Origin of the sequence: Bacillus benzoevorans (genome assembly GCF_014207535.1) — a bacterium.
Lineage (GTDB): Bacteria > Bacillota > Bacilli > Bacillales > Cytobacillaceae > Bacillus_BD > Bacillus_BD benzoevorans.
Genome location: NZ_JACHGK010000004.1, coordinates 149,904 through 172,256 on the forward strand (window position 1 = coordinate 149,904; position 22,353 = coordinate 172,256).

The 22,353-nt window shown below is 44.0% G+C and carries 19 protein-coding genes and 2 pseudogenes; all 21 read right to left on the minus strand.

All coding sequences use genetic code 11. The features are described from left to right. Positions 1-44: 44 nt before the first annotated feature. Positions 45-1,550 carry a tetratricopeptide repeat protein gene (locus tag HNR53_RS08335; protein WP_184524801.1) on the minus strand — a complete coding sequence of 502 codons (1,506 nt, stop codon included), beginning with the start codon at positions 1,548-1,550 and terminating at the stop codon, positions 45-47. 337 nt (positions 1,551-1,887) lie between these two features. After that, a pseudogene (gene hisE / locus HNR53_RS08340) lies at positions 1,888-2,193 on the minus strand (phosphoribosyl-ATP diphosphatase); the annotation flags it as partial. A gap of 499 nt (positions 2,194-2,692) precedes the next feature. Beyond that, positions 2,693-3,013, minus strand: a pseudogene (hisI, locus tag HNR53_RS08345) (phosphoribosyl-AMP cyclohydrolase); the annotation flags it as partial. Next, positions 3,010-3,768, minus strand: coding sequence for an imidazole glycerol phosphate synthase subunit HisF (gene hisF, locus HNR53_RS08350; protein WP_184524803.1), 759 nt, complete (start codon positions 3,766-3,768; stop codon positions 3,010-3,012). The pseudogene hisI and the gene hisF, both read right to left, overlap by 4 nt. After that, entirely contained in the window at positions 3,768-4,499 is a 732-nt protein-coding gene (gene hisA / locus HNR53_RS08355; RefSeq protein ID WP_184524805.1) for a 1-(5-phosphoribosyl)-5-[(5-phosphoribosylamino)methylideneamino]imidazole-4-carboxamide isomerase, read from the minus strand. The genes hisF and hisA overlap by 1 nt, the downstream gene beginning before the upstream one ends. A gap of 19 nt (positions 4,500-4,518) precedes the next feature. Beyond that, positions 4,519-5,136: an imidazole glycerol phosphate synthase subunit HisH gene (gene hisH / locus HNR53_RS08360; RefSeq protein ID WP_184524807.1), complete on the minus strand. Its 618-nt coding sequence runs from the start codon at positions 5,134-5,136 to the stop codon at positions 4,519-4,521. A 1-nt stretch (position 5,137) separates the two neighbouring features. Continuing rightward, positions 5,138-5,728 carry an imidazoleglycerol-phosphate dehydratase HisB gene (gene hisB / locus HNR53_RS08365; RefSeq protein ID WP_184524808.1) on the minus strand — a complete coding sequence of 197 codons (591 nt, stop codon included), beginning with the start codon at positions 5,726-5,728 and terminating at the stop codon, positions 5,138-5,140. 32 nt (positions 5,729-5,760) lie between these two features. Continuing rightward, on the minus strand, positions 5,761-7,029 hold the full coding sequence (gene hisD / locus HNR53_RS08370) for a histidinol dehydrogenase (RefSeq protein ID WP_184524809.1): 1,269 nt from the start codon (positions 7,027-7,029) through the stop codon (positions 5,761-5,763). Between the two features lie 42 nt (positions 7,030-7,071). Beyond that, a complete protein-coding gene (hisG, locus tag HNR53_RS08375; RefSeq protein ID WP_184524810.1) occupies positions 7,072-7,716 on the minus strand; it encodes an ATP phosphoribosyltransferase in 645 nt (214 codons plus the stop codon). Continuing rightward, a complete protein-coding gene (locus HNR53_RS08380; RefSeq protein ID WP_184524811.1) occupies positions 7,713-8,900 on the minus strand; it encodes an ATP phosphoribosyltransferase regulatory subunit in 1,188 nt (395 codons plus the stop codon). Before HNR53_RS08380 ends, hisG begins: the two co-directional genes overlap by 4 nt. A 392-nt stretch (positions 8,901-9,292) precedes the next feature. After that, a complete protein-coding gene (locus HNR53_RS08385) occupies positions 9,293-9,775 on the minus strand; it encodes an acyltransferase (protein ID WP_184524812.1) in 483 nt (160 codons plus the stop codon). Beyond that, a complete protein-coding gene (gene ppaX, locus HNR53_RS08390; protein WP_184524813.1) occupies positions 9,772-10,425 on the minus strand; it encodes a pyrophosphatase PpaX in 654 nt (217 codons plus the stop codon). The genes HNR53_RS08385 and ppaX overlap by 4 nt, the downstream gene beginning before the upstream one ends. Further along, a complete protein-coding gene (locus HNR53_RS08395; protein WP_184524815.1) occupies positions 10,415-11,362 on the minus strand; it encodes a nucleoside recognition domain-containing protein in 948 nt (315 codons plus the stop codon). The genes ppaX and HNR53_RS08395 overlap by 11 nt, the downstream gene beginning before the upstream one ends. Positions 11,363-11,420: 58 nt before the next feature. Then, positions 11,421-12,236 carry a prolipoprotein diacylglyceryl transferase gene (gene lgt / locus HNR53_RS08400; protein WP_184524817.1) on the minus strand — a complete coding sequence of 272 codons (816 nt, stop codon included), beginning with the start codon at positions 12,234-12,236 and terminating at the stop codon, positions 11,421-11,423. Between the two features lie 44 nt (positions 12,237-12,280). Continuing rightward, positions 12,281-13,225: an HPr(Ser) kinase/phosphatase gene (gene hprK / locus HNR53_RS08405; RefSeq protein ID WP_184524819.1), complete on the minus strand. Its 945-nt coding sequence runs from the start codon at positions 13,223-13,225 to the stop codon at positions 12,281-12,283. A gap of 380 nt (positions 13,226-13,605) precedes the next feature. Beyond that, the gene (locus tag HNR53_RS08410) at positions 13,606-13,962 is read right to left on the minus strand and encodes a phage holin family protein (protein WP_184524821.1); all 357 of its coding nucleotides are present in this window, start codon (positions 13,960-13,962) and stop codon (positions 13,606-13,608) included. A 91-nt stretch (positions 13,963-14,053) separates the two neighbouring features. Next, a complete protein-coding gene (locus tag HNR53_RS08415; RefSeq protein ID WP_184524823.1) occupies positions 14,054-15,166 on the minus strand; it encodes a DUF4097 family beta strand repeat-containing protein in 1,113 nt (370 codons plus the stop codon). Positions 15,167-15,278: 112 nt separating this feature from the next. Beyond that, positions 15,279-18,143, minus strand: a complete 2,865-nt coding sequence (gene uvrA / locus HNR53_RS08420; RefSeq protein WP_184524825.1) for an excinuclease ABC subunit UvrA — start codon at positions 18,141-18,143, stop codon at positions 15,279-15,281. 6 nt (positions 18,144-18,149) lie between these two features. After that, positions 18,150-20,129, minus strand: coding sequence for an excinuclease ABC subunit UvrB (uvrB, locus tag HNR53_RS08425; RefSeq protein WP_184524827.1), 1,980 nt, complete (start codon positions 20,127-20,129; stop codon positions 18,150-18,152). A gap of 302 nt (positions 20,130-20,431) precedes the next feature. Continuing rightward, on the minus strand, positions 20,432-20,665 hold the full coding sequence (locus HNR53_RS08430; protein WP_184524829.1) for a CsbA family protein: 234 nt from the start codon (positions 20,663-20,665) through the stop codon (positions 20,432-20,434). A gap of 197 nt (positions 20,666-20,862) precedes the next feature. Next, complete coding sequence (locus tag HNR53_RS08435) at positions 20,863-22,185, minus strand: hemolysin family protein (RefSeq protein ID WP_184524832.1); 1,323 nt, start codon at positions 22,183-22,185, stop codon at positions 20,863-20,865. Positions 22,186-22,353 lie beyond the last annotated feature (168 nt).

The following is a 22,353-nucleotide window of genomic DNA, read 5'->3' on the forward strand; positions in this document are numbered from 1 at the left end:
ATCACTATCCTATAAAACAACGGATCGGAAGTCCACTTGTTTGCTCATTGCAGATGATGATTCACCAGTTTAACGTATTTTTGCAAGGTTGAAAGGGAAAGACCATAATGATTGGCCACTTGCTGCTGTGACACTTTTTCACTGCGCAGCTTATTCCAGATATACTCGATTGCCGCAGCATAAGCCTTTTTATTTTTCAAAGATACCTTTTCCTTGAACATGGATATAAAAGCAGTAAACCACATTAAATATAGTCCTGCTTCTACGGTTCCGATTGGCTGATGCTGTTCGTACAGCATCAATGCTACTTCATGTGCAGCAGGAATCTGGCTGCTTTCCGGCTGAATTCCGGAACGAATCATGGACACATATTGTTTTTCCAGCACTGAAAATTGCTCGAATTTAAGATGCTCTTTAACGAAAAGATCGCTGCCTTGATCAGTTGAAAGGGAGATAAGAAAAACAGCAAAGAGTCTTTCCTCCATATGATTGCTGTCCAGCTTTTTCAGAATCGTTGTCACGCTCTCTTCATAGCCGGCGGCAGTCGGGTGATTCTCACTCCACGGCTCAAATCCTGCTTTTTCAGGATTGATTTCCAGTACTTTTTCCCACACAGTACGAGCAAGCTGCTCCTTCCCGGTAAAATAGGATGAATAAGCAAGCCAGTAATAGAAGGGACCGTCCCCTTCGTAACCATGCTTTTGCAGCTTACGCAGCAGCTGATATGCTGGTTCATATTCCCCGACCAATGCGAATGTCGCCCCTATCTTATATTGATGATCAGTTAGGATTGGCTGTACTTTCTTGAGCATGCTCTTTATCTCCATCACTTGCTTGAAGTCTTTTAGGAAATAAGAAAAGACCAGTTTATTACAGACGGCATGCAGATTTCCCGGATTTCGTTCCATGACGTCATCCAGTATTTGCAATGCCTTTTCAAATTCTCCGAGATAAAAATAAGCCAACGCTAGATTGTTGTAAGCAGACCAATGCTCCGGAAATTCCTTAATCACTTCATTCAGAATTTTAATCGCCTTTGGAAAATGACCGGATTCCAGCAATTCCCGCGCCTGCTCCTGTTTCATCATTAAGTCATCCTGCCCATAAAGATCTTCATCATCGATCTCATCTGCTTCGAGAGTCAGCACTTCAATTAGATCCTCTGCATCCTCGACAAATTCACCGTCAGACTCCATTTCCAGATAACAATTGGCATGATGATAAGCGTCTTTAAAGAAACCTAAATGGGCATAATTATTAGCAAGGAAGTAATGACACTCCACCATATCATGATCCATCTCTTCCATGACCATATGCAGCAGCTGATTTGATTGCTGATATTCGCCTAGTTCTGTATAAATAATGGCCAGCTGGCAGGCGATCATTGGCTCATGAGGTTCAAGCTGAAGAGCGCGCTGTAAATATTTTTTTGCTTTATGAAAATCACGGCGGCGAAACGCCTTTAAACCTTTTGTAAAATAGTATTCACCCGTTGGAATAAACGACAATACTTTGCCTGTTGGTTGTGTAACATGCGAGTTTTTACTCATGTAATCCTCCATATATCAAATGCGCCTTGGCGTATTTGCGCCCAGATATTTTCGAGCAAGCTCGAAAAATTTCCTTTGAAAATCTGAGGCATCCGCCGGAGGCTTAACTTTTTTCAGCTGAGGTTTGAACCCCCGCTAAATTCGTGATTGGTATTCGTTTCTAAACTTTAAAAGTGATTGGTTCTTCTGAAAAAAGTTATTTGGTTCTAACTTATCTAGTATATCACACTTCTATACACCGGAGAAGAGGATGAGCAGGAAAGAAAAAACTACGACAGCTTTCATACTTAAGCAAGCAAAAAACCGGCGGAATCCGCCGGTTTTTTTTATGTGAAAATTATTTTTGTTCTTTTGCTACATGTCTTTCCTTTAACACATTCAGAACTTCTTTGAATGGAAGCTCCTGCTCACGCATGAGGACAAGCAAGTGATAAAGTAAATCTGCAGCCTCCCATTTTAATTCCTCGTGACTGCGATTTTTTGCTGCAATAATAACCTCTGACGCTTCTTCGCCTACTTTTTTCAGAATTTTATCGACGCCTTTTTCAAACAGATACGTCGTATAGGCACCTTCCGGACGTTCTTTTTCACGCTGGTCGATGATTTTTTCTAGATCCATCAGAATTTGATAATCCGCTAGATTGGCTTCTTGTTTCACTTTTCTTCCTGGTTACAAAAATCTATTAAAAACTATTAAAAGTTTTCAAATAGTAACGATTCGCCCCCGAACCAAGAAAAAGGGGCATGCCATGACGATTCTCACGTCACTCCGTCAGGAAAGGACTCGAACCCTTGTCATGAACCTACTGTCCAGGACGACCTGCGGTGCTCTGTTAGAGCTGGCTATTGCGAAAGACCATTCCTTCTACTGGTCAGACTTCCGCAAGAATTTTGTAACCAGGATTTCACCTCCTTTAGTTGTAATTCTTGGTTTTTTACAAGAAATGTTTTGTGTAAGATGGTCGATTTCTTCATTATGATTCGTTTCTAATAAACAGATTCGAGTGATTTTCATCGTAAAACACCTCGTATACTGGTTTTAATTTATTATACCAAATATACGTTCGTAAGTGCAATAAAAACGATCGGTGCCTTTTGAATGTTTTGTTACAATTCAGTAGTTATTATGAAGCAGTTTAAACCTCCTTCAAAATCCGTTCTGAGAAACAGCTGATCGCTCCTGTATGACATGCCGGTCCTGCAGGTTGCACCAGAACCACGATAGCATCCCGGTCACAATCCAGCTTCATTTCAACAATCTTTTGTGTATTGCCGCTTGTGGCACCTTTATGCCATAATTCCTGACGTGAGCGGCTGTAAAACCACGTTTCCTTTGTTTCCAGCGATTTCGCAAGCGAAACAGCATTCATATAGGCCAGCGTTAGGACTTCTTTCGTGTTGGCATCCTGAACAATTGCCGGAATTAATCCTTTTTCATCAAACTTGATCTGTTCCATATTCATCGGACGTTTACACCTTTTTCCCTTAAATACGATTTCACTTCGCGTACAGAGGTTTCTTTATAGTGGAAAATCGATGCTGCGAGTGCTGCATCTGCTTTCCCATCAATAAAGGCCTCAGCAAAATGCTCGGCATTGCCGGCACCGCCTGAAGCAATAACGGGAACGGTAACCGCCTCACTGACTGCCTTCGTTAAAGCAAGGTCGAAACCGGTCTTCTCGCCGTCACAATCCATGCTTGTCAGGAGGATTTCACCGGCACCGAGTTCCACAGCTTCCTTTGCCCAAGCAATCACTTCTTTATCAACCGCTGTTCTGCCGCCATGGGTGTAGACACGCCAAGATCCAAGCTCTTCATCCCATTTCGCATCAATCGCCACAACGATACATTGGGCACCAAAAAAGTCCGATCCTTCTGTGATCAACTCCGGATGATTGACGGCAGCTGTATTCAAAGAAACCTTATCCGCTCCTGCACGTAAAATCCGTTTCATGTCTTCAAGTGAATTGATTCCGCCGCCGACTGTAAACGGGATCGCCAGCTCCGATGCCACCGCCTTAACCACTTCCACCATTGTTTTCCGGCCTTCATGGGAAGCCGAGATATCAAGGAAAACGAGTTCATCCGCGCCCTGCTCGTCATAAAAGCGGGCCAGCTCAACGGGATCGCCTGCATCACGAAGCTGAACAAATTGAATACCCTTGACGACACGACCCTCTTTTACATCGAGGCAAGGGATAATTCTCTTTGTAATCATTATACACCCACCTCTTTCAAAGCAGCAGCAACAGTGAATCTTCCTTCATAAATAGCTTTTCCGACAATGGCTCCTGATACGCCTGATCCTTCCAATTCCTTCAGAACGGCTAAATCCGTAAGGGAGCTGACACCTCCGGAGGCAATGACGCTTTTACCTGTTTCCAGAGCCATTTGTTTGACAGCTTCTGTATTCGGTCCTGTCAGCATCCCGTCTGTTGCAATATCGGTAAAAATAAACGTTTCCGCCCCGGCATCGGCAAAGCGCTTCCCGACTTCTACTGCTTTGACTTCCGATGTATTTAACCAGCCATGTGTTGCTACATAGCCGTTTTTCGCATCCAGTCCGATGGCGATAGCACTGCCGTATTTTTTCACCATCTCGATGGCAAACTCAGGATTTGAAATCGCGATGCTGCCAATAATGACTCTTGTGACACCATTTTCTAAATAATGATGGATATCCTCTTCTGTCCGAATGCCGCCGCCGATTTGAACGTTGACATTCAGCTCTTTCGCAGCCTGGATCACAAAGGTATCATTGACACGTCTGCCATCCTTAGCGCCGTCTAAATCGACCATATGGATCCAGTTTGCTCCCGCTTCCTTGAACGTCTTAGCCATATCAAACGGTGAATCGCCATAAACGGTTTCTTGATTATAATCACCTTGTATTAAACGTACACATTTCCCGCCTCTCATATCAATGGCAGGGTAAATGGTAAATGCCATAGCTCCTGTCCCCTTTCTTTTACGCTAACTCTGTGAAATTACGCAGCAGTTCTACCCCAAGATCGCTGCTTTTTTCCGGGTGAAACTGCATGCCAAACACGTTCTTTCTGCCGACAACAGCCGGTACCTCTTCAAAATAAGAAGCCTTCGCAATCAAGATTGAAGGGTCGTCTGTTTTGACATAAAAAGAATGGACAAAGTAAGCATAGTCTTCCTTTAAGTTATCTGTCAGGATGGAACCATTCACCCATTGCAAACGGTTCCAGCCCATATGCGGTACTTTATAAGATATCCCGTCACTTGACTCGCCAGGGAAACGAACGACCTTTCCCGGTAACAGCGAAAGACCTTCCATATAACCGTGCTCTTCACTTTCCTCAAACAGCAGCTGCATACCGAGGCAGATGCCAAGAAGCGGTTTGCCTGAAGCCGCATAGCCGCGGATAAAATCGGCAAGACCGGTTTCATTCAAGCGGACCATCGCATCCTTGAAGGCACCGACACCGGGAAGAATAAGCCCGTCTGCTTCATTCAACTCTGCTGCTTTTTCCGAAATAAAGTAAGGAACATGGAGACGTTCCAGCGCCTTAGAGACACTGAATAAATTCCCCATGCCATAATCGACAATACCAATCATTTTATAACATCCCCTTTGATGACGGAACACCTTTTACACGCGGGTCAATGGTTGTGGCCTCATCAAGTGCTCGTGCCATTGCTTTAAAAACAGCCTCAATCATATGGTGTGTATTTTGACCGTAATGGATAATAACATGAAGATTCATTCTTGCTTCAAGAGCCAATTTCCAGAGAAACTCATGAACCAGTTCTGTATCAAATGTCCCGACCTTTTGGCTTGGAAAATCAGCCCCTTTAATGACGAATGCGGGACGGTTGCTTAAATCAATGACCACCTGTGCCAGAGTTTCATCCATTGGAATAAAGAAATTCCCATAGCGTTTGATTCCTTTTTTATCGCCGAGTGCTTCCCTTAATACAGCACCAAGGCAAATCGCAATATCCTCTGTCGTATGATGATCATCGATATATGTGTCCCCATTTGCTTGGATTCTTAAATCAAATTGGCCATGTTTGGCAAACAAATCCAGCATATGGTTTAAGAAAGGGACTCCTGTTTCCAAGTTGGACTTCCCTGTGCCGTCAATATTTAGTTCTAGTTCAATCTGTGTTTCTGATGTATTTCTAACGATAGAAGCACTTCTTGTCATATTTAAATTCTCCCTGTATTCTTTTATCAAAATTACTTCTTAAATCTTGCTTCAATGGATCGAGCGTGTGCCTCAAGACCTTCGAGTCGGGCAAATGCGGCTATTTTCGCTGCATTTTCGTTAAAAGCCTGCTCACTGTACATAATAATACTCGACTTCTTTTGGAAATCATCCACATTCAGCGGGCTTGAGAAACGGGCTGTTCCATTCGTAGGCAGAACGTGGTTTGGACCGGCAAAATAATCTCCCACTGGTTCTGAACTGTAGCGGCCGATAAAGATGGCTCCGGCATGACGGATTTTCCCGATCTTTTCCATTGCATTTTCCATGATAACCTCAAGGTGCTCAGGGGCCAGTTTATTCACTGTTTCAATCGCTTCATCCACTGTTTCTGCTACATAGATGGCACCATAATCAGCAATCGCTGGAGCCGCAATTTCTTTACGCGGCAATACTGCCAGCTGCTTTTCAACCTCTGATGCTGTCTCTTCGGCTAATTTGCGGGAAGTGGTAACAAGGACACTGCAGGCCCGTGCATCATGTTCAGCCTGCGAAAGCAGATCAGCTGCAATTTCATTGGCTCTTGCTGTTTCATCAGCAAGAACGGTAATTTCACTTGGTCCGGCAATCATGTCAATATCAACATCTCCGAACACTTCACGCTTTGCCAAGGCCACAAATATATTTCCCGGACCTGTAATTTTGTCGACCGGCTTAATGGACTCTGTCCCGTAAGCCAATGCCGCAATCGCTTGTGCTCCGCCGACTTTATAAATCTCCTTCACACCCGACTCCTTCGCGGCAACTAGTACACCGGCAGGCAGTTTCCCGTCTTGACCCGGAGGCGATACCATAACAATCCGTTCCACACCGGCAACTTGAGCCGGCACGACATTCATCAGGACAGACGAAGGATAGGCCGCTGTTCCGCCAGGCACATACACGCCGACAGAATCAAGCGGAGTCACCTTTTGCCCCAGCATTGTACCGTTTTTCTCCGTTGTAATCCATGAATTTCTTAATTGTTTTTCATGAAAGACGCGGATATTTTCCGCTGCTTCCTTGATAATTTCGACCGTAGCATTCGGCACTTCTTTATAGGCTTCCTCTATTTCAGCATCTGTTACAGTTAATGAAGAAAGACGGACGCGGTCAAATTTTTCTGTGAAATCAAACAAAGCCTGATCGCCGCCGCTTTTCACCGCTCCAATAATATCCTTTACAATCGCACGCTGCTCTTCTGTTCCACTATCAACTGATCGTTTTAATGAAATATCTTCATTTACTTGGATAATTTTCACCGTACTTTGCTCCTAACCCGTTAATATAGTTTCACCTGATGATTACTTCATTGTAGTTTCTTTATTTAATACACCTGAAATGGCCTCGACAATTTCATTGATACGCTCATCCTTCATTCGATAGCTTACCGGATTGACAATCAAGCGTGAAGTAATGTCGACAATCTGTTCATATTCTACTAATCCGTTTTCTACAAGCGTTCTTCCAGTGGAAACAATATCGACGATTCGATCAGCAAGACCAATCATCGGCGCTAATTCAATCGAACCGTTTAGTTTAATGATTTCAACCTGTTCCCCTTGCTCACGGAAATACGCCGCAGCTACATGCGGGTATTTCGTCGCAATACGTGGTGCGACATCATTCATTTTTGTATTTGGCAGACCGGCAACCGCTAAATGACAGGCACTGATCTTTAAATCCAATACTTCGTAAACGTCGCGGTCTTCTTCCAGCATCACATCTTTTCCGGCAATCCCAAGGTCGGCGACCCCATGTTCAACATAAGTCGGCACATCCATCGGCTTTGAAAGGATAAAGCGGAAGTTCTCCTCTGGTACATCAATAATCAATTTTCGTGAATCATCAAATTCCGGCGGCAGCTTGAATCCTGCTTCTCGCAGCAATGCCGCTGCTTCTTCAAAAATACGCCCCTTCGGCATGGCAAATATTAATGGTTCTTTCATCGTGCTGACTCCTTCCCGGCGTTTCCAACTAACATCACAACTTCATCATATAATTTTGTACAGGCATCAATATCCGTCACACCATTAATATCTTGGAGAACCACTTTAACACCCTCATATCGTTTTTGCGCAGCTAACGTAATCGCTTCTTTGCGGCGCTCGCTGCTAAAAAGGATACACTGCACCGGTTCTTTACCTTCGATTTTTCCTAATGCCTCAAGCAGACGGTCAAGACGGATGGCAAAACCGGTGGCACCGGTATCCTTGCCGAACTTTTTCAAAAGCCTGTCATAGCGTCCGCCGCTGGCAATTGGAAATCCAACCTGACCTGCATACACTTCAAATAATATACCTGTATAATAGCTCATATGGCTGACAAGTGTTAAGTCAAATTTAACCTTTGTTCCTGCTTGACCATAATCCGTCAGAATCTCCCACAACTGTTTTAATTCGAGGAGGGCGCTTTTTCCTTTTCCGTTTTCAAGCAGTTTTACGGCAGAATCAATAACCTCTTCTCCACCGCGCAGTTTGAGAAAATCTAACAGACGCTGTTTATCAATGGAAGACAAGGTTAATTGCTTCACATGTTCTTTGTAGCCAACGTAGTTTTTTTCATATAAAAAGGTCGTTAATGCTTTAACCCGTTCTTCCGTTCCTAAAATATCAATAAAGAATTCTTGGACAAAGCCAATATGTCCAACTGAAAGCTGAAATGTCTCCAGTCCGGTTTCTGTTAATGAATCGACAAGTAACGCGATGCTTTCGCCGTCCGCGCTGATTGTACTATCGCCGATACATTCCACGCCGATTTGTTCAAATTCGGCAGGACGTCCGCCTTCGCGCTGCTGGGCACGGAACACATTCGCCGTATAAGCAAGGCGGAGCGGTAAATCTTCCTTTAGCAGCTTTGATGCGGCAACCCTGGCAATGGGCGACGTCATATCCGGTCTTAGGACAAGAGTATGTCCTTGCTGGTCAAGCAGCTTAAATAGCTGCTGGTCCAAAATCGCAGAAGCAGCACCAACCGTTTCGTAATACTCCAAAGTTGGTGTTTCCATAAATTGATAGCCCCATTGCTTCATCACTTCGCTGATCGCAGTGCGGACCGAATGCTTTGTTTCATATAATTCCGGTAATGTATCTCTCATGCCTAATGGCTTTTCAAACATAAATAAGCGGCTCATGCGCTAAAACACCTCAGTTTCAGAATACTTTAGTTCGCTAATGTATTAGTAAGTTAAAGATATTGTAGCCTTCCATAAACGATATTGTCAAGAGGGAATAAAGCGGATATGTACTCCGTTGTAACATTAGTATCACCTTAAACAACGGCTCCGATAAATAGGGGTGTTGATTTCCGTTCCAGGCACTTCGCTTTCCTGCGGGCGACCGACGAGCCTCCTCGACACTTCGTGTCTGCGGGGTCTCGTCTGTCTCGCTTCTCCCGCGGGAGTCTTCGTGCCTTCCACTCCAATCAACAAATTCTCAAAAGCCACATCGATTTACATAACAGTATAAATAAAAAAGGCGACAGGAATCCTCAAGGGATCTGTCACCTGGTGCGGGTGTACATGTTTCACCCTTTTTTAATCACCTGCATGGGATTTCCGCCGACGAAGGCACCTGCAGGTACATCTTTATGGACCAGCGTTCCGGCAGAGACAATGGCGCCGTCGCCAATGGTCACTCCGGGAAGAATGGTAGAATTGGCGCCAATCATCACTTCACTGCCAATCTTTACTTCACCAAGCCGGTATTCTTTTATTAAATATTCATGGGCCAGGATTGTGGTATTGTAGCCAATGACCGTGTTCCGGCCGACGCTGATTTTTTCCGGAAACATGATATCGAGCATCACCATTAAGGCAAAGGACGTCTCCTCCCCGACCTTCATCCGCAAAAATGTGCGGTAAAGCCAATTTTTCATGCCAAGAAATGGAGTATAGCGTGCCATTTGAATGACGATAAAATTTTTTACCACCTTCCAAAACGGTACGGTTTTATAGACATGCCATAAGGAATTAGCCCCTTCAACCGGATAGCGCTCGGTATTTCTCATCCTTGACTCACACCAAGAATGCGGAGTAAATCATCCATTGTGTCTAACATATAATCCGGCTCCCAGCGCTGTAAAAATTCCTTTCCTTTCAATGACCATGCAACACCGGCCGTTTTCGTACCAGCGTTTTTCCCCGCTTCAATATCATGATAGTTATCCCCAACCATAATCGCTTCATCCGGTGAAACTCCGAAAAAAGTCAATGCTTTATTTACACCTTCCGGGTCTGGCTTCACTTTTGTTACGTCATCAAAGGTTACAACGGTTTCGAAAAACGGAGTCAACCCCGTCAAACGGAGCCCCATTTGTACAATTACATTTCGTTTTGTTGTGACAATACCCATTTTATAGCCAGCTTTGTGCAGCTTTTCAATAGCATCATAAACGCCGGTAAACTCTTTCACATAATGGTCGTGCTGTGTTTTATTAAAATCAAGGTAGGTTTGCCGCAGCAGTTCCATTCGTTCGGCGTCCACCTTCGAAAAGGTTTCTTCAAGCGGAGGTCCCATAAAATGGATAACATCTTCTCGTTTATACTGATTCGGATAATATTTATCCAATGCATGTAAGAAGGATTGGATAATTAATTCATTTGTATCGATCAATGTTCCATCTAAATCAAACAACAGCGTTGTAATATTATGATTCATACGTCAATTCCTTTCCTTTTGCCAATTCGGACCGCTTCCAAAGGACTGCCACTGTCACGGTTAAGATAATGGCTACGGTCAAACGGATGAAGAGAAGATAATACACCGGTATGCCAAGCAGGGTAAAGACAAGGGTATCCTCGATCACCGCGTGGCATGTACTGAGAAAAATAAAGGCAATCGTTAAATCCTTTTTCGTTACACCTTCTTCTTTTGCCGCTTGGATCATGACCCCTGCACCATATGCCAGACCGAATGTCAGACCTGCAGCAAGTGTAGTCGCCGTATTTTTACTAACACCTAAAAACCGCGTAACCGGCTCCATCCATCCGGCAAATAAATCGATCCAGCCCTTTTCTTTTAAAAATTGAATCCCCAGCATAAGCGGAATAACAATCACCGCCAGCTGCACCACTCCCATAAAGGCATGCTGCAAACCAAGCAGGCTGATTTCTCCCCAGCCTTGTGGAACTGCTGTTGCAGCTGTTGAGGCGAAACCGAAATGTGCCGGCTCTGAGCCGCCCTGCCACAGCAGATTAATGAGAACCGCTGAGAGAATCGCGAGCCCAATGCGGTTGAGGAGCACAATCCACAGCTTGACGCCGACCTTTAAGACAACACCGGATTCAATCAGCATGCTGTGTGAAAAAGAAAGCATAACAGCGATAATAAAAGCTTCCTTTACGGTTAAATCAAGGGATAATATCGCTCCGATGGCCCCGTATAAATTAAGAAAATTCCCGATGACAAGCGGTATCGCCGCATCCCCTGATAAGCCAAGTACATTCATAAACGGGGAAATCACTTCCATCAGCCATGGAAAAAACGGAGTATACTGCAGCATCGTGACGATTAAAGTGATCGGAAAGATGATCTTTCCAAAAGTCCAGGTCACCTGTAATCCGGTCAAAAACCCTCTTTTTAAAGTTCCAGTCATTTCCACTATCTCCCTTTTCTTGCTGCTCTGTCTTCTTTCTGTCTGGATTTATTGCACTTTAGCTGTTCTTATCTAAATAACGGATATTCGCATAGCCCTTTACGCGCCGGTAGATCATCGCGATGATACCGAAGGCAATCAATGCCGCTGAAATCAGCTGTGCCATCCGCAGATCTCCAATCATTAAGCTGTCGGTACGCAAGCCTTCGATGAAAAAGCGTCCGGCTGAATACCAAATCACATAGGTAAGGAACATTTCGCCCCTCCCGAGATTCACCCTGCGCAGCAGAATTAAAACGAGAAAACCAAGTAAATCCCAAACCGATTCATATAAAAATGTAGGGTGATAATAAACCCCCTCGATATACATTTGATTAATGATAAACTCAGGCAGGTGCAGGTTTTCGAGAAAGGTACGAGTCACCTCTCCGCCGTGTGCCTCCTGATTCATAAAGTTTCCCCATCTGCCAATCGCTTGTCCTAAAATGATACTTGGCGCCGCGATATCAGCAAGCTTCCAAAAGGAAATGTTTCTTTTTTTCGTAAAAAAATAGGCCGTCAGCACCGAGCCAATCAAAGCACCGTGAATCGCAATGCCCCCGTGCCAAATTGCCATGATTTCCCCAGTGTTTTGGGCATAATAATCCCATTCAAAAATCACATAATATATACGTGCCGATATGATTGCAATCGGAATCGCCCACAGCATTAAGTCAGCAAACAAATCTTTATCGAGACCGCGCCGGGTTGATTCACGCATGGCAATCATCAGGGCAAGAATAATCCCTGCCCCGATTATCACCCCATACCAATGTACATCAATAGGGCCGAGCGAGACCGCTACCGGATCCAATGGCTGTATTGCCTTTTCCATCTTTTCCCCTCCAAATTATTTAGTACTCTTCATCCAGGAAGTGATTAGTATAAGAAATCGTCTTGCTGACCACCGTCTTCGATTGACTCTGACAGCTTGTTAGTAAAAATCTCCGCCGCATTGACTCCCATCCGTTTCAAACGGAAGTTCATCGCCGCCACCTCGAGAATGACGGCAAGGTTTCTTCCTGGCCGTACCGGAATGGTCAGTCTGGTCAAGTCAGTATCAATGATTTTCATTTTCTCCTCATCAAGTCCCAATCGGTCATATTGCTTCGTCTGATCCCAAATCTCCAAATTGATGACAAGGGATATCTTTTTATTGCTTAAAACCGCACCGGCACCGAATAAGGTCATGACATTAATGATTCCTAAGCCGCGGATTTCCAGGAGATGTTCAATTAATTCCGGCGAAGTTCCGACGAGCGTATTTTCGTCCTCCTGACGGATTTCTACGCAGTCATCCGCAACAAGGCGGTGTCCGCGCTTCACCAATTCCAGGGCCGTTTCACTTTTACCGACGCCGCTTTGTCCCATGATTAAGACACCGACACCATAGACATCAACCAAAACACCATGAATGGCTGTTGTCGGTGCTAGTTTGCTTTCTAAAAAATTCGTTAATAGACCTGAAAAACGAGTGGTCTTCTGCTTTGTCCGCAAAAGCGGCACTGATTCACGCTCCGCTGCTTCAATCAATTCCATCGGCACGGGAAGATCTCTCGTAATGATAATGCCCGGAGTGACATCGGTACATAGATTCTCCATCCGCAAGCCGCGTTCGCCTGCAGTCAGCTTTTCAGCAAATGTCAGTTCCGTCATGCCCACTAATTGAATCCGGTCAGCCGGATAGTAATCAAAATAGCCGGCAAGCTCCAGCCCCGGTCTTGATATATCACTTGTTGTAATCGGGCGGTTAATCCCCTCTTCCCCGCTGATCAGCTCAAGCTTAAACTTCTCAATCACGTCTTTTGTGCGTACTTTAACCAAAAGAGTTCTCCTTTCGCAATAAGCATTTCTATATTTATCACTGCCCGCAGCGTATTGCCCCCAATCATACTTTACAGTGTAATCCTTATGCAGGCATTCAGTAAACACTATTTTATCACTTTTTGTATGAGAACCAAATGGAATCACCTATTTCCGCTTAGCTTTGTTAAATCTTGTTGTTGATTCATAAACCGCCTTATGTGCATGGGTTCACTAAAGTTCCTTGTGCCAAGGAAAAGTCGTTCACGCCATACACATAAGGCTATTATCAACACTGAACTTTAACTGAGCCGGTCACTTAAGGAGACGGCACGACGCAAAAAGGACTAATGGGGAAACAAAGCCATTTCCCATTAGTCCTGCTTCGAAACGCAGCAGCATTACTTCTGCTCCTTCGATTTAAATTGATTTTGAATAATTAGATTGACGAACGACATGATGATCGCTGTTAAAAAAGCGGTACCGAAGCTGTTCAGCTCGAAGGAACTTCCCATTATACTGTCGGTAAGCAGCAGCGTGACGGCATTAATAACTAGTAAAAATAAGCCCAATGTTAAAACCGTTACCGGTAGTGTCAAAATAATCAAGATCGGCCTAACTAGAATATTTAATAACGACAATACGACACTGGCCCCCAGTGCTGCATAAATACTTTCAATATAGATTGAATCTTTGAAGAAACCGGCAAGAGCCATAAACAATACTGCATTAATTAAAATCCCCAGCAGCCATTTCATATTTCAACACCTCTACAACATAAAGCTTATATTCCCCACTATATGCTCATCCACGACAGGGCATACGTTATTATGAATATTTTATCTCTATTTATGATTTGCTAATCTTAATGACCCCCGTTTTGGAATCGGCAAATAGATGAATTTTGTTTGGAGCATCCTTCACGGATTTGAAGGTTAGGTTTTTCTGGATCAGCTCGCTTTTTTCTTCTACGATTTGAATCCCTTCCACATCTACCTTAAAGTTTCCTAGATTAGACTTCAATTCACCATTCACCGCAGCGCCTTCCGGAACGGCCAGCAAAATGCCGCCTGTTGTGGTTTTGGCATCAATCCATTCACATCGATTGCCAAATACTTTACACTCCACATCTCCGTTAAACGACTGCAGTTCTACCTTACGGAAATCTCCATTGATTGTAATCGCACCGTTAATCGTTTCAGCCTCCATGTCAGCCGCCACACAATTATTGAAGCTAATCGCACCGTTAGCCGTTTCTGCCTCGATGATGGAGCTCTTGATTTCATCCATGAGAATCTTTCCATTAGCGGTTTTCACTCTGAATTTCTTTACATCTAATTGTCTGCTGTCAATATTGCCGTTAAACATTCTGATTTTAATTTTTTCATAATCGGTTTGCGGAATATAAAGGACTGCATTGAGTTTCATCCACTTCTGACCGGTTGAAAAACGGAGACAATCGCCTTCGATGGCAAACATAACATCCTTTAAAAAGTTCATCCTTGCCTGCTCCTGGTTATCTACACGGTATACGCGCACCTGACACTCCACACGGACATCCTTTTGATCCCATGGAATGACCGTAATATTTCCGTTTGCTACATCGATATCCATTTTTTTAATAAAGGCATCGGTTTGCTGGAAGATATGCGAGATTTCAATATGCTTTCCGAAATTAAGATCGAGATCGAAATCCTTTAGTTTTTTCACAGCCATATCAACGAAATCAAAAAATTTATCTTTCGTTGAATGGTTTTTCCCCTGCCAGCCAGTATCCTTTTGTCCTTCCTTTTGCTTTTCATCAAATTGGACAAAGGTCGATAATTCCTTAATTAAGTTATCCTGCTTAGCTTCCATTGAAACGGTTGATTTATCCAGTTCAGCTAATAAAACCAGTGCCTCATCAACAGTCAGTTTTCCTTCTTCGACCATTTTTAAAATCCGCTTACGCTGTTCATTCATTATTGATTCCTCCTTTAATTAGAGAAATTGCCTATAGCGATTATACGAATGAAAGGATGAGAAGGTTTCAAAAATAACCCTCCTCATCCAAATAAATCCTTGCCATGAATGTTTAATCCCCTGTTACAGCATACTCTGCCTCCATCCGGCTCCTGTCACGGGCTAACATCGGCTTTAAATATATTCCTGTATAAGAGCCATCCGTTTCAGCAACCTCTTCAGGGGTTCCGGATGCAACAATCGTACCGCCTTTATCGCCGCCCTCAGGTCCAAGGTCAATAATATAATCAGCTGTTTTAATGACATCAAGATTATGCTCAATGACGAGTACGGTGTCGCCATTGTCGACCAGGCGCTGCAGCACTTGAAGCAGTCTGGCAATATCATCCACATGCAGTCCGGTTGTCGGCTCATCTAAAATATAGAGGGTTTTCCCATTTGTCCGGCGGTGCAGTTCCGAAGCGAGCTTCACCCGCTGCGCCTCTCCGCCTGACAGCGTTGTAGCCGGCTGCCCCAGCTTAACGTAACCCAGTCCGACATCATAAATCGTTTGCAGTTTGCGCTTGATTTTTGGAATGTTTTCAAAGAACTGCAATGCATCTTCAACCGTCATTTCTAAAACTTCTGCAATATTTTTCCCTTTGTATTTCACTTCAAGTGTTTCCCGGTTATAGCGTTTGCCATGGCACACCTCGCAAGGAACATAGACATCAGGCAAAAAGTGCATTTCGATCTTGATGATCCCATCACCGCGGCACGCCTCACATCTCCCGCCTTTGACATTAAAGCTAAAGCGCCCTTTCTTATAGCCGCGCACTTTTGCTTCATTCGTTACAGCGTAGACATCGCGGATATCATCAAACACGCCTATATAAGTAGCCGGATTCGATCGAGGAGAACGGCCAATCGGCGATTGATCGATATCGATTACCTTCTCTAAATGTTCGACTCCTTTAATCGAACGATATTTCCCCGGCAGCGTTCGTGCCCGATGCAGCTGCTGTGCCAATGATTTATGAAGGATTTCGTTGATTAAGCTGCTTTTCCCTGAGCCGGATACCCCCGTAACCGCAATAAACAATCCGAGTGGGAATTTGACATTGACATTTTTCAGATTGTTTTCCGCCGCTCCTTTTATATCAATAAACCGTCCGTCCGGTTTGCGTCTTTCGATCGGTAACGGGATAAACTTTTTCCCTGATAAATACTGTCCTGTCAATGAATTCGGGTCAGCCATCACTTCCTCCGGTGTTCCGGCGGAAATAATCCGGCCGCCGTGAACACCGGCACCAGGACCGACATCAATTAAATAATCAGCCGCCCGCATTGTATCCTCATCGTGCTCTACGACAATTAAGGTATTCCCGATATCGCGCATTTCCTGCAAGGAACCGATCAGGCGGTCATTGTCGCGCTGATGCAATCCGATCGATGGTTCATCTAAAATATAGAGAACGCCGGTTAGACGGGAACCAATCTGCGTTGCCAGCCGGATCCGCTGTGCTTCTCCCCCTGAGAGGGTTCCGGCAGCGCGGCTTAATGTTAAATAATCAAGACCGACATTTTTGAGGAAACCAAGGCGCTCCTTAATTTCACGAAAAATCAAATGACCAATTTTCCTTTCCTTTTCCGATAATTCCAGGGAATTGAAAAAGTCCAGCGCCTCTACAACCGAGAGCTCCGTAATATCTGCGATATTTTTTCCTGCAATTAAAACAGCAAGGATTTCCTTTTTCAGCCGTTGACCTTTACAAGCCTGGCATGGGCGCTCAGCCATGTATTTTTCCATCTGCTCACGGATCCAGTCGGAGCTTGTGTCGTGATAACGGCGGTTTACATTCTTGAGAATCCCTTCAAATTCAATGTCATTATCGCGGATTTGCCCAAAATCATTTTCATAGTGGAAGTGGATTTTCTCACCATCTGAGCCATAGAGAATTTTATTCAGCTGCTCTTCCGGAATATCCTTCACCGGAATGCTCATATCAATGCCGTAATGGTTACAAACACATTCCAGCAGCTGCGGATAATATTGCGAACTCGTTGGTTCCCATGGGGCAATGGCATGCTCTTTCAAGGATAAATCTTTATTTGGGATAACGAGATCAACGTCAACCTTTTTCTTCATCCCAAGTCCGTCACATTCCGGGCAAGCCCCGAAAGGATTATTAAAAGAAAAAAAACGCGGCTCTAGAAGCGGAATAGAAAAGCCGCAGATTGGGCAGGCATGGTTTTCACTGAACAATAACTCCTCCTCGCCCATCACATCGACGATCACATTGCCCTCTCCCAGCTTTAAGGCTGCTTCAAGGGAATCAGACAGGCGGGCGGCAACCCCTTCTTTCACCACAATCCGGTCTATGATAACCTCTATCGAATGCTTTTTATTTTTTTCCAGTTCAATATCTTCGCCTAAATCATACATTTGCCCGTCGATACGGACACGGACATAGCCCTGTTTTTTAATATCCTCGAGGACTTTCACATGCGCTCCCTTTCTTCCCGAAATTACCGGGGCGAGCACCTGAATTTTCGTTCTTTCCGGATAAGCAGCAATACGATCTACCATTTGTTCAATGGTCTGTGCGGAAATTTCGATTCCGTGGGTTGGGCACGTCGGGTGGCCCACTCTGGCAAAAAGGAGACGAAAATAATCATAGATTTCCGTAACCGTTCCAACGGTTGAACGCGGATTGCGGCTTGTGGTTTTCTGGTCAATCGAAATCGCCGGCGAAAGACCTTCAATTGAATCCACATCCGGCTTATCCATCTGCCCAAGAAACTGGCGGGCATAGGATGACAATGATTCAACATATCTCCGCTGCCCTTCCGCGTAAATGGTATCGAACGCAAGGGAGGACTTTCCCGAACCGGAAAGCCCCGTCAATACAACCAATTTATCTCTTGGAATCGTGACATCAACATTTTTTAAATTATGAACTCTGGCACCTTTTACAATTAGTTTATCTAACGCCATGAATGGTTACCCCTCCGATTTCAGCTCTAAAATTAGATCACGAAGCTCTGCCGCACGTTCGAAATTGAGGGCTTTTGCTGCTTCTTTCATCTCTTTTTCCATATTCATAATGAATTCATCTTTTTCCTTCTTGGACATCTTCTTGTATTGGGAAGATGGTTTATATTCTTCTTGTTCCTCCGCCGCATGGGTGGCACGAATCGCTTCACGAATTTCCTTTTGAATCGTTTGCGGTGTGACGCCGTGTTTGCGGTTATATTCTTCCTGAATCGCACGGCGTCTTTTTGTTTCATTTATAGCAATTTCCATTGAATTCGTTATTTTATCCCCGTACATAATGACCTGTCCGTTCGCATTACGAGCGGCGCGCCCAATCGTTTGAATGAGGGAACGCTCTGAACGCAGGAAGCCTTCCTTATCTGCGTCAAGAATAGCCACCAGTGAAACCTCGGGAATATCCAAACCTTCCCTAAGAAGGTTGATTCCGACTAATACATCATAGACTCCAAGACGGAGTTCACGGATGATTTCAATCCGCTCCAATGTTTTAACCTCGGAATGCAGGTAGTTCACCTTGATGCCGATTTCCTTTAAATAATCCGTTAAATCCTCAGACATCTTCTTCGTCAGCGTCGTCACTAGAACACGCTCATTTTTTGCCGTTCGCTCTTGAATCTCAGAAATTAAATCATCAATCTGTCCTTCTATTGGTCTGACGGTGATAATTGGGTCCAGGAGTCCTGTCGGGCGGATAATCTGCTCCACCATTTCCGGAGAATGCTCCTGCTCATACGGACCGGGTGTAGCAGAAACATAAACAATTTGCTTCACATGCCGATCAAATTCGTCAAAAGTTAACGGACGGTTATCGAGTGCAGACGGCAGGCGGAAGCCATGATCCACCAGCACCTGCTTTCTTGCCCTATCCCCATTAAACATCCCGCGGATTTGCGGCAAAGTGACATGGGACTCGTCAATAACAATTAAGAAATCTTCCGGAAAATAATCAAGAAGTGTATAAGGAGTAGAACCCGGAGGACGCAATGTCAGATGACGGGAATAGTTTTCAATCCCTGAGCAAAAGCCCATTTCCCGCATCATTTCTAAGTCATAGCGTGTCCTCTGCTCAAGCCGCTGTGCCTCAAGCAGTTTATCGTCCGCGCGCAATTCAGCGAGACGTTCTTCCAATTCCTTTTCAATGTTTTGGATCGCAATCTGCATCTTTTCATCACGGGTAACGAAGTGGGAGGCCGGGAAAATCGCCACATGCTCACGTTCACCGATAATTTCCCCTGTTAAGGCATCGACTTCGCGAATGCGGTCAATTTCATCTCCGAAAAATTCCACCCTGATGCAATGCTCATCCTTTGAAGCAGGAAAGATCTCAACGACATCGCCGCGGACCCGGAAGGTACCACGGATAAAGTTGATATCATTCCGCTCATACTGAATATCAACCAACCGGCGTAATAGTTGATTCCGTTCAATTTCCATCCCGGTTCTTAAAGACAGAACCATCTCACGGTATTCTTCCGGCGATCCTAAACCGTAAATGCAGGAAACACTGGCAATGATAATAACATCCTTCCGTTCAAATAATGAGGATGTTGCCGAGTGGCGCAGTTTATCGATTTCATCATTGATGCTGGCATCCTTTTCAATAAAGGTATCAGTAGAAGGGACGTAAGCCTCCGGTTGAAAATAATCATAATAGCTGACAAAATACTCTACTGCATTATTTGGAAAAAACTCTTTAAATTCACTGTACAGCTGTCCTGCAAGTGTTTTGTTATGAGCCATAATCAGTGTCGGTTTATTCACTTCTTTGATGACGTTAGAAATCGTAAAGGTTTTTCCCGTCCCTGTTGCTCCCAGTAAGGTTTGATGACGTTTCCCCGCATGAATGCCGGCAACGATCTTCTTGATCGCTTCAGGCTGATCCCCCTGCGGTGTATACTTTGAAACTAATTCAAATTGGTCTTTCAATCATTGTCCCCCCATCCATTTTTGCTGCTTTATCTGAATCTGCTGTCCATTCCCCATCGCAGATCAATCCCGTTTCCTATTGATTCAGTTATACCCATTCTACCACAAAAAAAGCAAATATAAACAACTAAACACGAACAAACATTCCATCAAAAATAAAACAAAAAAACCTGTTCCAATGTGGAAAGGTTTCCGTTTCTATTATCGTGAGCAACTGGCTGCTAATGGATGCCAGTTGTCTAGGTTCTGAATGATAATGGATGTGTGCCGGCAGCCCTGTCTCCTAACAAAAGAGACAACCGCTACGGATGCAGTTTTGCCTTTTTTTTGATTCTTTCCGCATACCAAAAACCAACGGTTAAGGAAAAGGCGTCGATAATAATCAAAGTAAGTGAATCTGTATATCCTTTATATACAGAGGCTGCAATTAAAGCCACGGTTAAGACAAGCGCTAACACCCGGTTATACGTGACTCTCGCAAACAATATAACTATCAGACATGGTAATACTAAAGCGGATAAATACTTTAATACCAATTATGACACCCTCTTTGGCCCGATTCACAAAGAATCAGCGCGATAAAATTTTCTACCTATTACAGATAGAAGGAATGCTGGTTTTCACAGAAGAGAACCAGCATCCTGCATTTCTATTATAAATTGGATAAGATATAGATACAACCAGGCTTTTCTGCCGCAGAAAAATAAATTACTTTTTTTAAAAGGGTCACTGGTTAAATTTTAACCTCTTCTGGTTCCGCTTCTTTCGGGCTGCTTTTTTTCACTTCGATAAAAATAATATGATGCTCATCTATTTCAGTTATCGTAAAGAGATAACCTTCTGCTTCAATGGAGTCGCCTAGTTTTACTTCATATGATTGATTTAAAAACCAGCCGCCAATCGTATCGACGTCATCTTCGTCCAAATGGATACCGAGCAGATCATTCACTTCCGAGATCAAAAGCTTCGCATCAAGAATATAGTGGTCTTCACCCTTTTTTCTTATTTCCGGGATTTCATCGGCATCAAACTCGTCACGAATTTCACCGACAATTTCTTCGACCATATCCTCCATCGTGACCATTCCGGCAGTACCGCCGTATTCATCAAGCAGAATCGCGACATAGCTGCGCTCTTTTTGCAGGAGCAGCAGCAAATCATGTATCGGGATCGTTTCAATGACGGAGATGGCCGGTTTAACAAAATTGGATAACGGGGCATCCGGATTGTCTACCCATGCCGTTAATACATCCTTCATATGAACAATTCCGATAATATTATCTTTGTCACCATCCTCCACAACGGGATAACGGGTATATTTTTCCTGATTCATGATGCTGAGAATTTTATCTTTGCTGTCATTTATCGAAAGAGTCACCATTTCGGTACGCGGTACCATGATCTCCTTCGCTACCCGCTCATCAAAGTCGAAAATATTCGTCACATACTTATATTCCGACTGATTAATTTCTCCGCTTTCATAACTTTCCGACAGGATGATCCGCAGCTCTTCCTCTGAGCGGGACAATTCATTTTCTGAGACTGTTTTAAAGCCGAATAACCCCGTAATAAAACGAGCTGAATGATTCATCGACCAAACAATTGGATAGGTCAGGCGGTTAAACCAAATCAGCGGGGAGGCAATAAGCAGGGTAATCTGTTCACTTTTTTGAATCGCAAAAGATTTCGGCGCTAATTCACCTACCACGACATTGAGAAAAGTAATCAAACTAAAGGCAATGATCACAGAGACCGGGGCAGCTATTGCAGATGATAGGTTCCACTCAGCAAACAATGCCTTAAAGATATGCGCTACCGTCGGTTCACCAAGCCACCCGATTCCAAGTGCCGTGATCGTAATTCCTAATTGACACGTTGATAAATACTCGTCCAAATGGGTCGTTACCTTGTGGGCCGCCATGGCTTTTCTATTTCCTTCCTCCACTAGCTGGCTGATCCTTGTCCCCCTGACACGGATGATCGAAAACTCTGCGGCAACAAAAAAAGCCGTTAAGGCAATTAATATAAAAAGTACAAATAACTTAAAACCGTCCAAAAAGTCCCTCGTCTAATAAGCGAGGGTTCACCTCCCTATTTATAAAAAACGATAAATTACTCTTATTTTACTATAGCACGTTTTATTTTAAACATAAAGATAACCCGCTATGTGACCTGATCTAAAAAAATCATGAACAATGATTCGTTCATGATTTTTTATCTACGT

Coding starts and splice junctions, on each gene's coding strand:
- lgt (WP_184524817.1), bottom strand. CDS start 12,236: ATGGAAAAGGCAATACAGCCATTGGATCCGGTAGCGGTCTCGCTCGGC.
- hisB (WP_184524808.1), bottom strand. CDS start 5,728: ATGACAAGAAGTGCTTCTATCGTTAGAAATACATCAGAAACACAGATT.
- HNR53_RS08380 (WP_184524811.1), bottom strand. CDS start 8,900: ATGAGCCGCTTATTTATGTTTGAAAAGCCATTAGGCATGAGAGATACA.
- hisG (WP_184524810.1), bottom strand. CDS start 7,716: ATGAAAGAACCATTAATATTTGCCATGCCGAAGGGGCGTATTTTTGAA.
- HNR53_RS08415 (WP_184524823.1), bottom strand. CDS start 15,166: ATGAATGAACAGCGTAAGCGGATTTTAAAAATGGTCGAAGAAGGAAAA.
- HNR53_RS08335 (WP_184524801.1), bottom strand. CDS start 1,550: ATGAGTAAAAACTCGCATGTTACACAACCAACAGGCAAAGTATTGTCG.
- HNR53_RS08385 (WP_184524812.1), bottom strand. CDS start 9,775: ATGAGAAATACCGAGCGCTATCCGGTTGAAGGGGCTAATTCCTTATGG.
- HNR53_RS08410 (WP_184524821.1), bottom strand. CDS start 13,962: ATGAAATGGCTGCTGGGGATTTTAATTAATGCAGTATTGTTTATGGCT.
- uvrA (WP_184524825.1), bottom strand. CDS start 18,143: ATGGCGTTAGATAAACTAATTGTAAAAGGTGCCAGAGTTCATAATTTA.
- hisA (WP_184524805.1), bottom strand. CDS start 4,499: ATGGCATTTACCATTTACCCTGCCATTGATATGAGAGGCGGGAAATGT.
- HNR53_RS08395 (WP_184524815.1), bottom strand. CDS start 11,362: ATGACTGGAACTTTAAAAAGAGGGTTTTTGACCGGATTACAGGTGACC.
- ppaX (WP_184524813.1), bottom strand. CDS start 10,425: ATGAATCATAATATTACAACGCTGTTGTTTGATTTAGATGGAACATTG.
- hisH (WP_184524807.1), bottom strand. CDS start 5,136: ATGATTGGTATTGTCGATTATGGCATGGGGAATTTATTCAGTGTCTCT.
- hisF (WP_184524803.1), bottom strand. CDS start 3,768: ATGATTACAAAGAGAATTATCCCTTGCCTCGATGTAAAAGAGGGTCGT.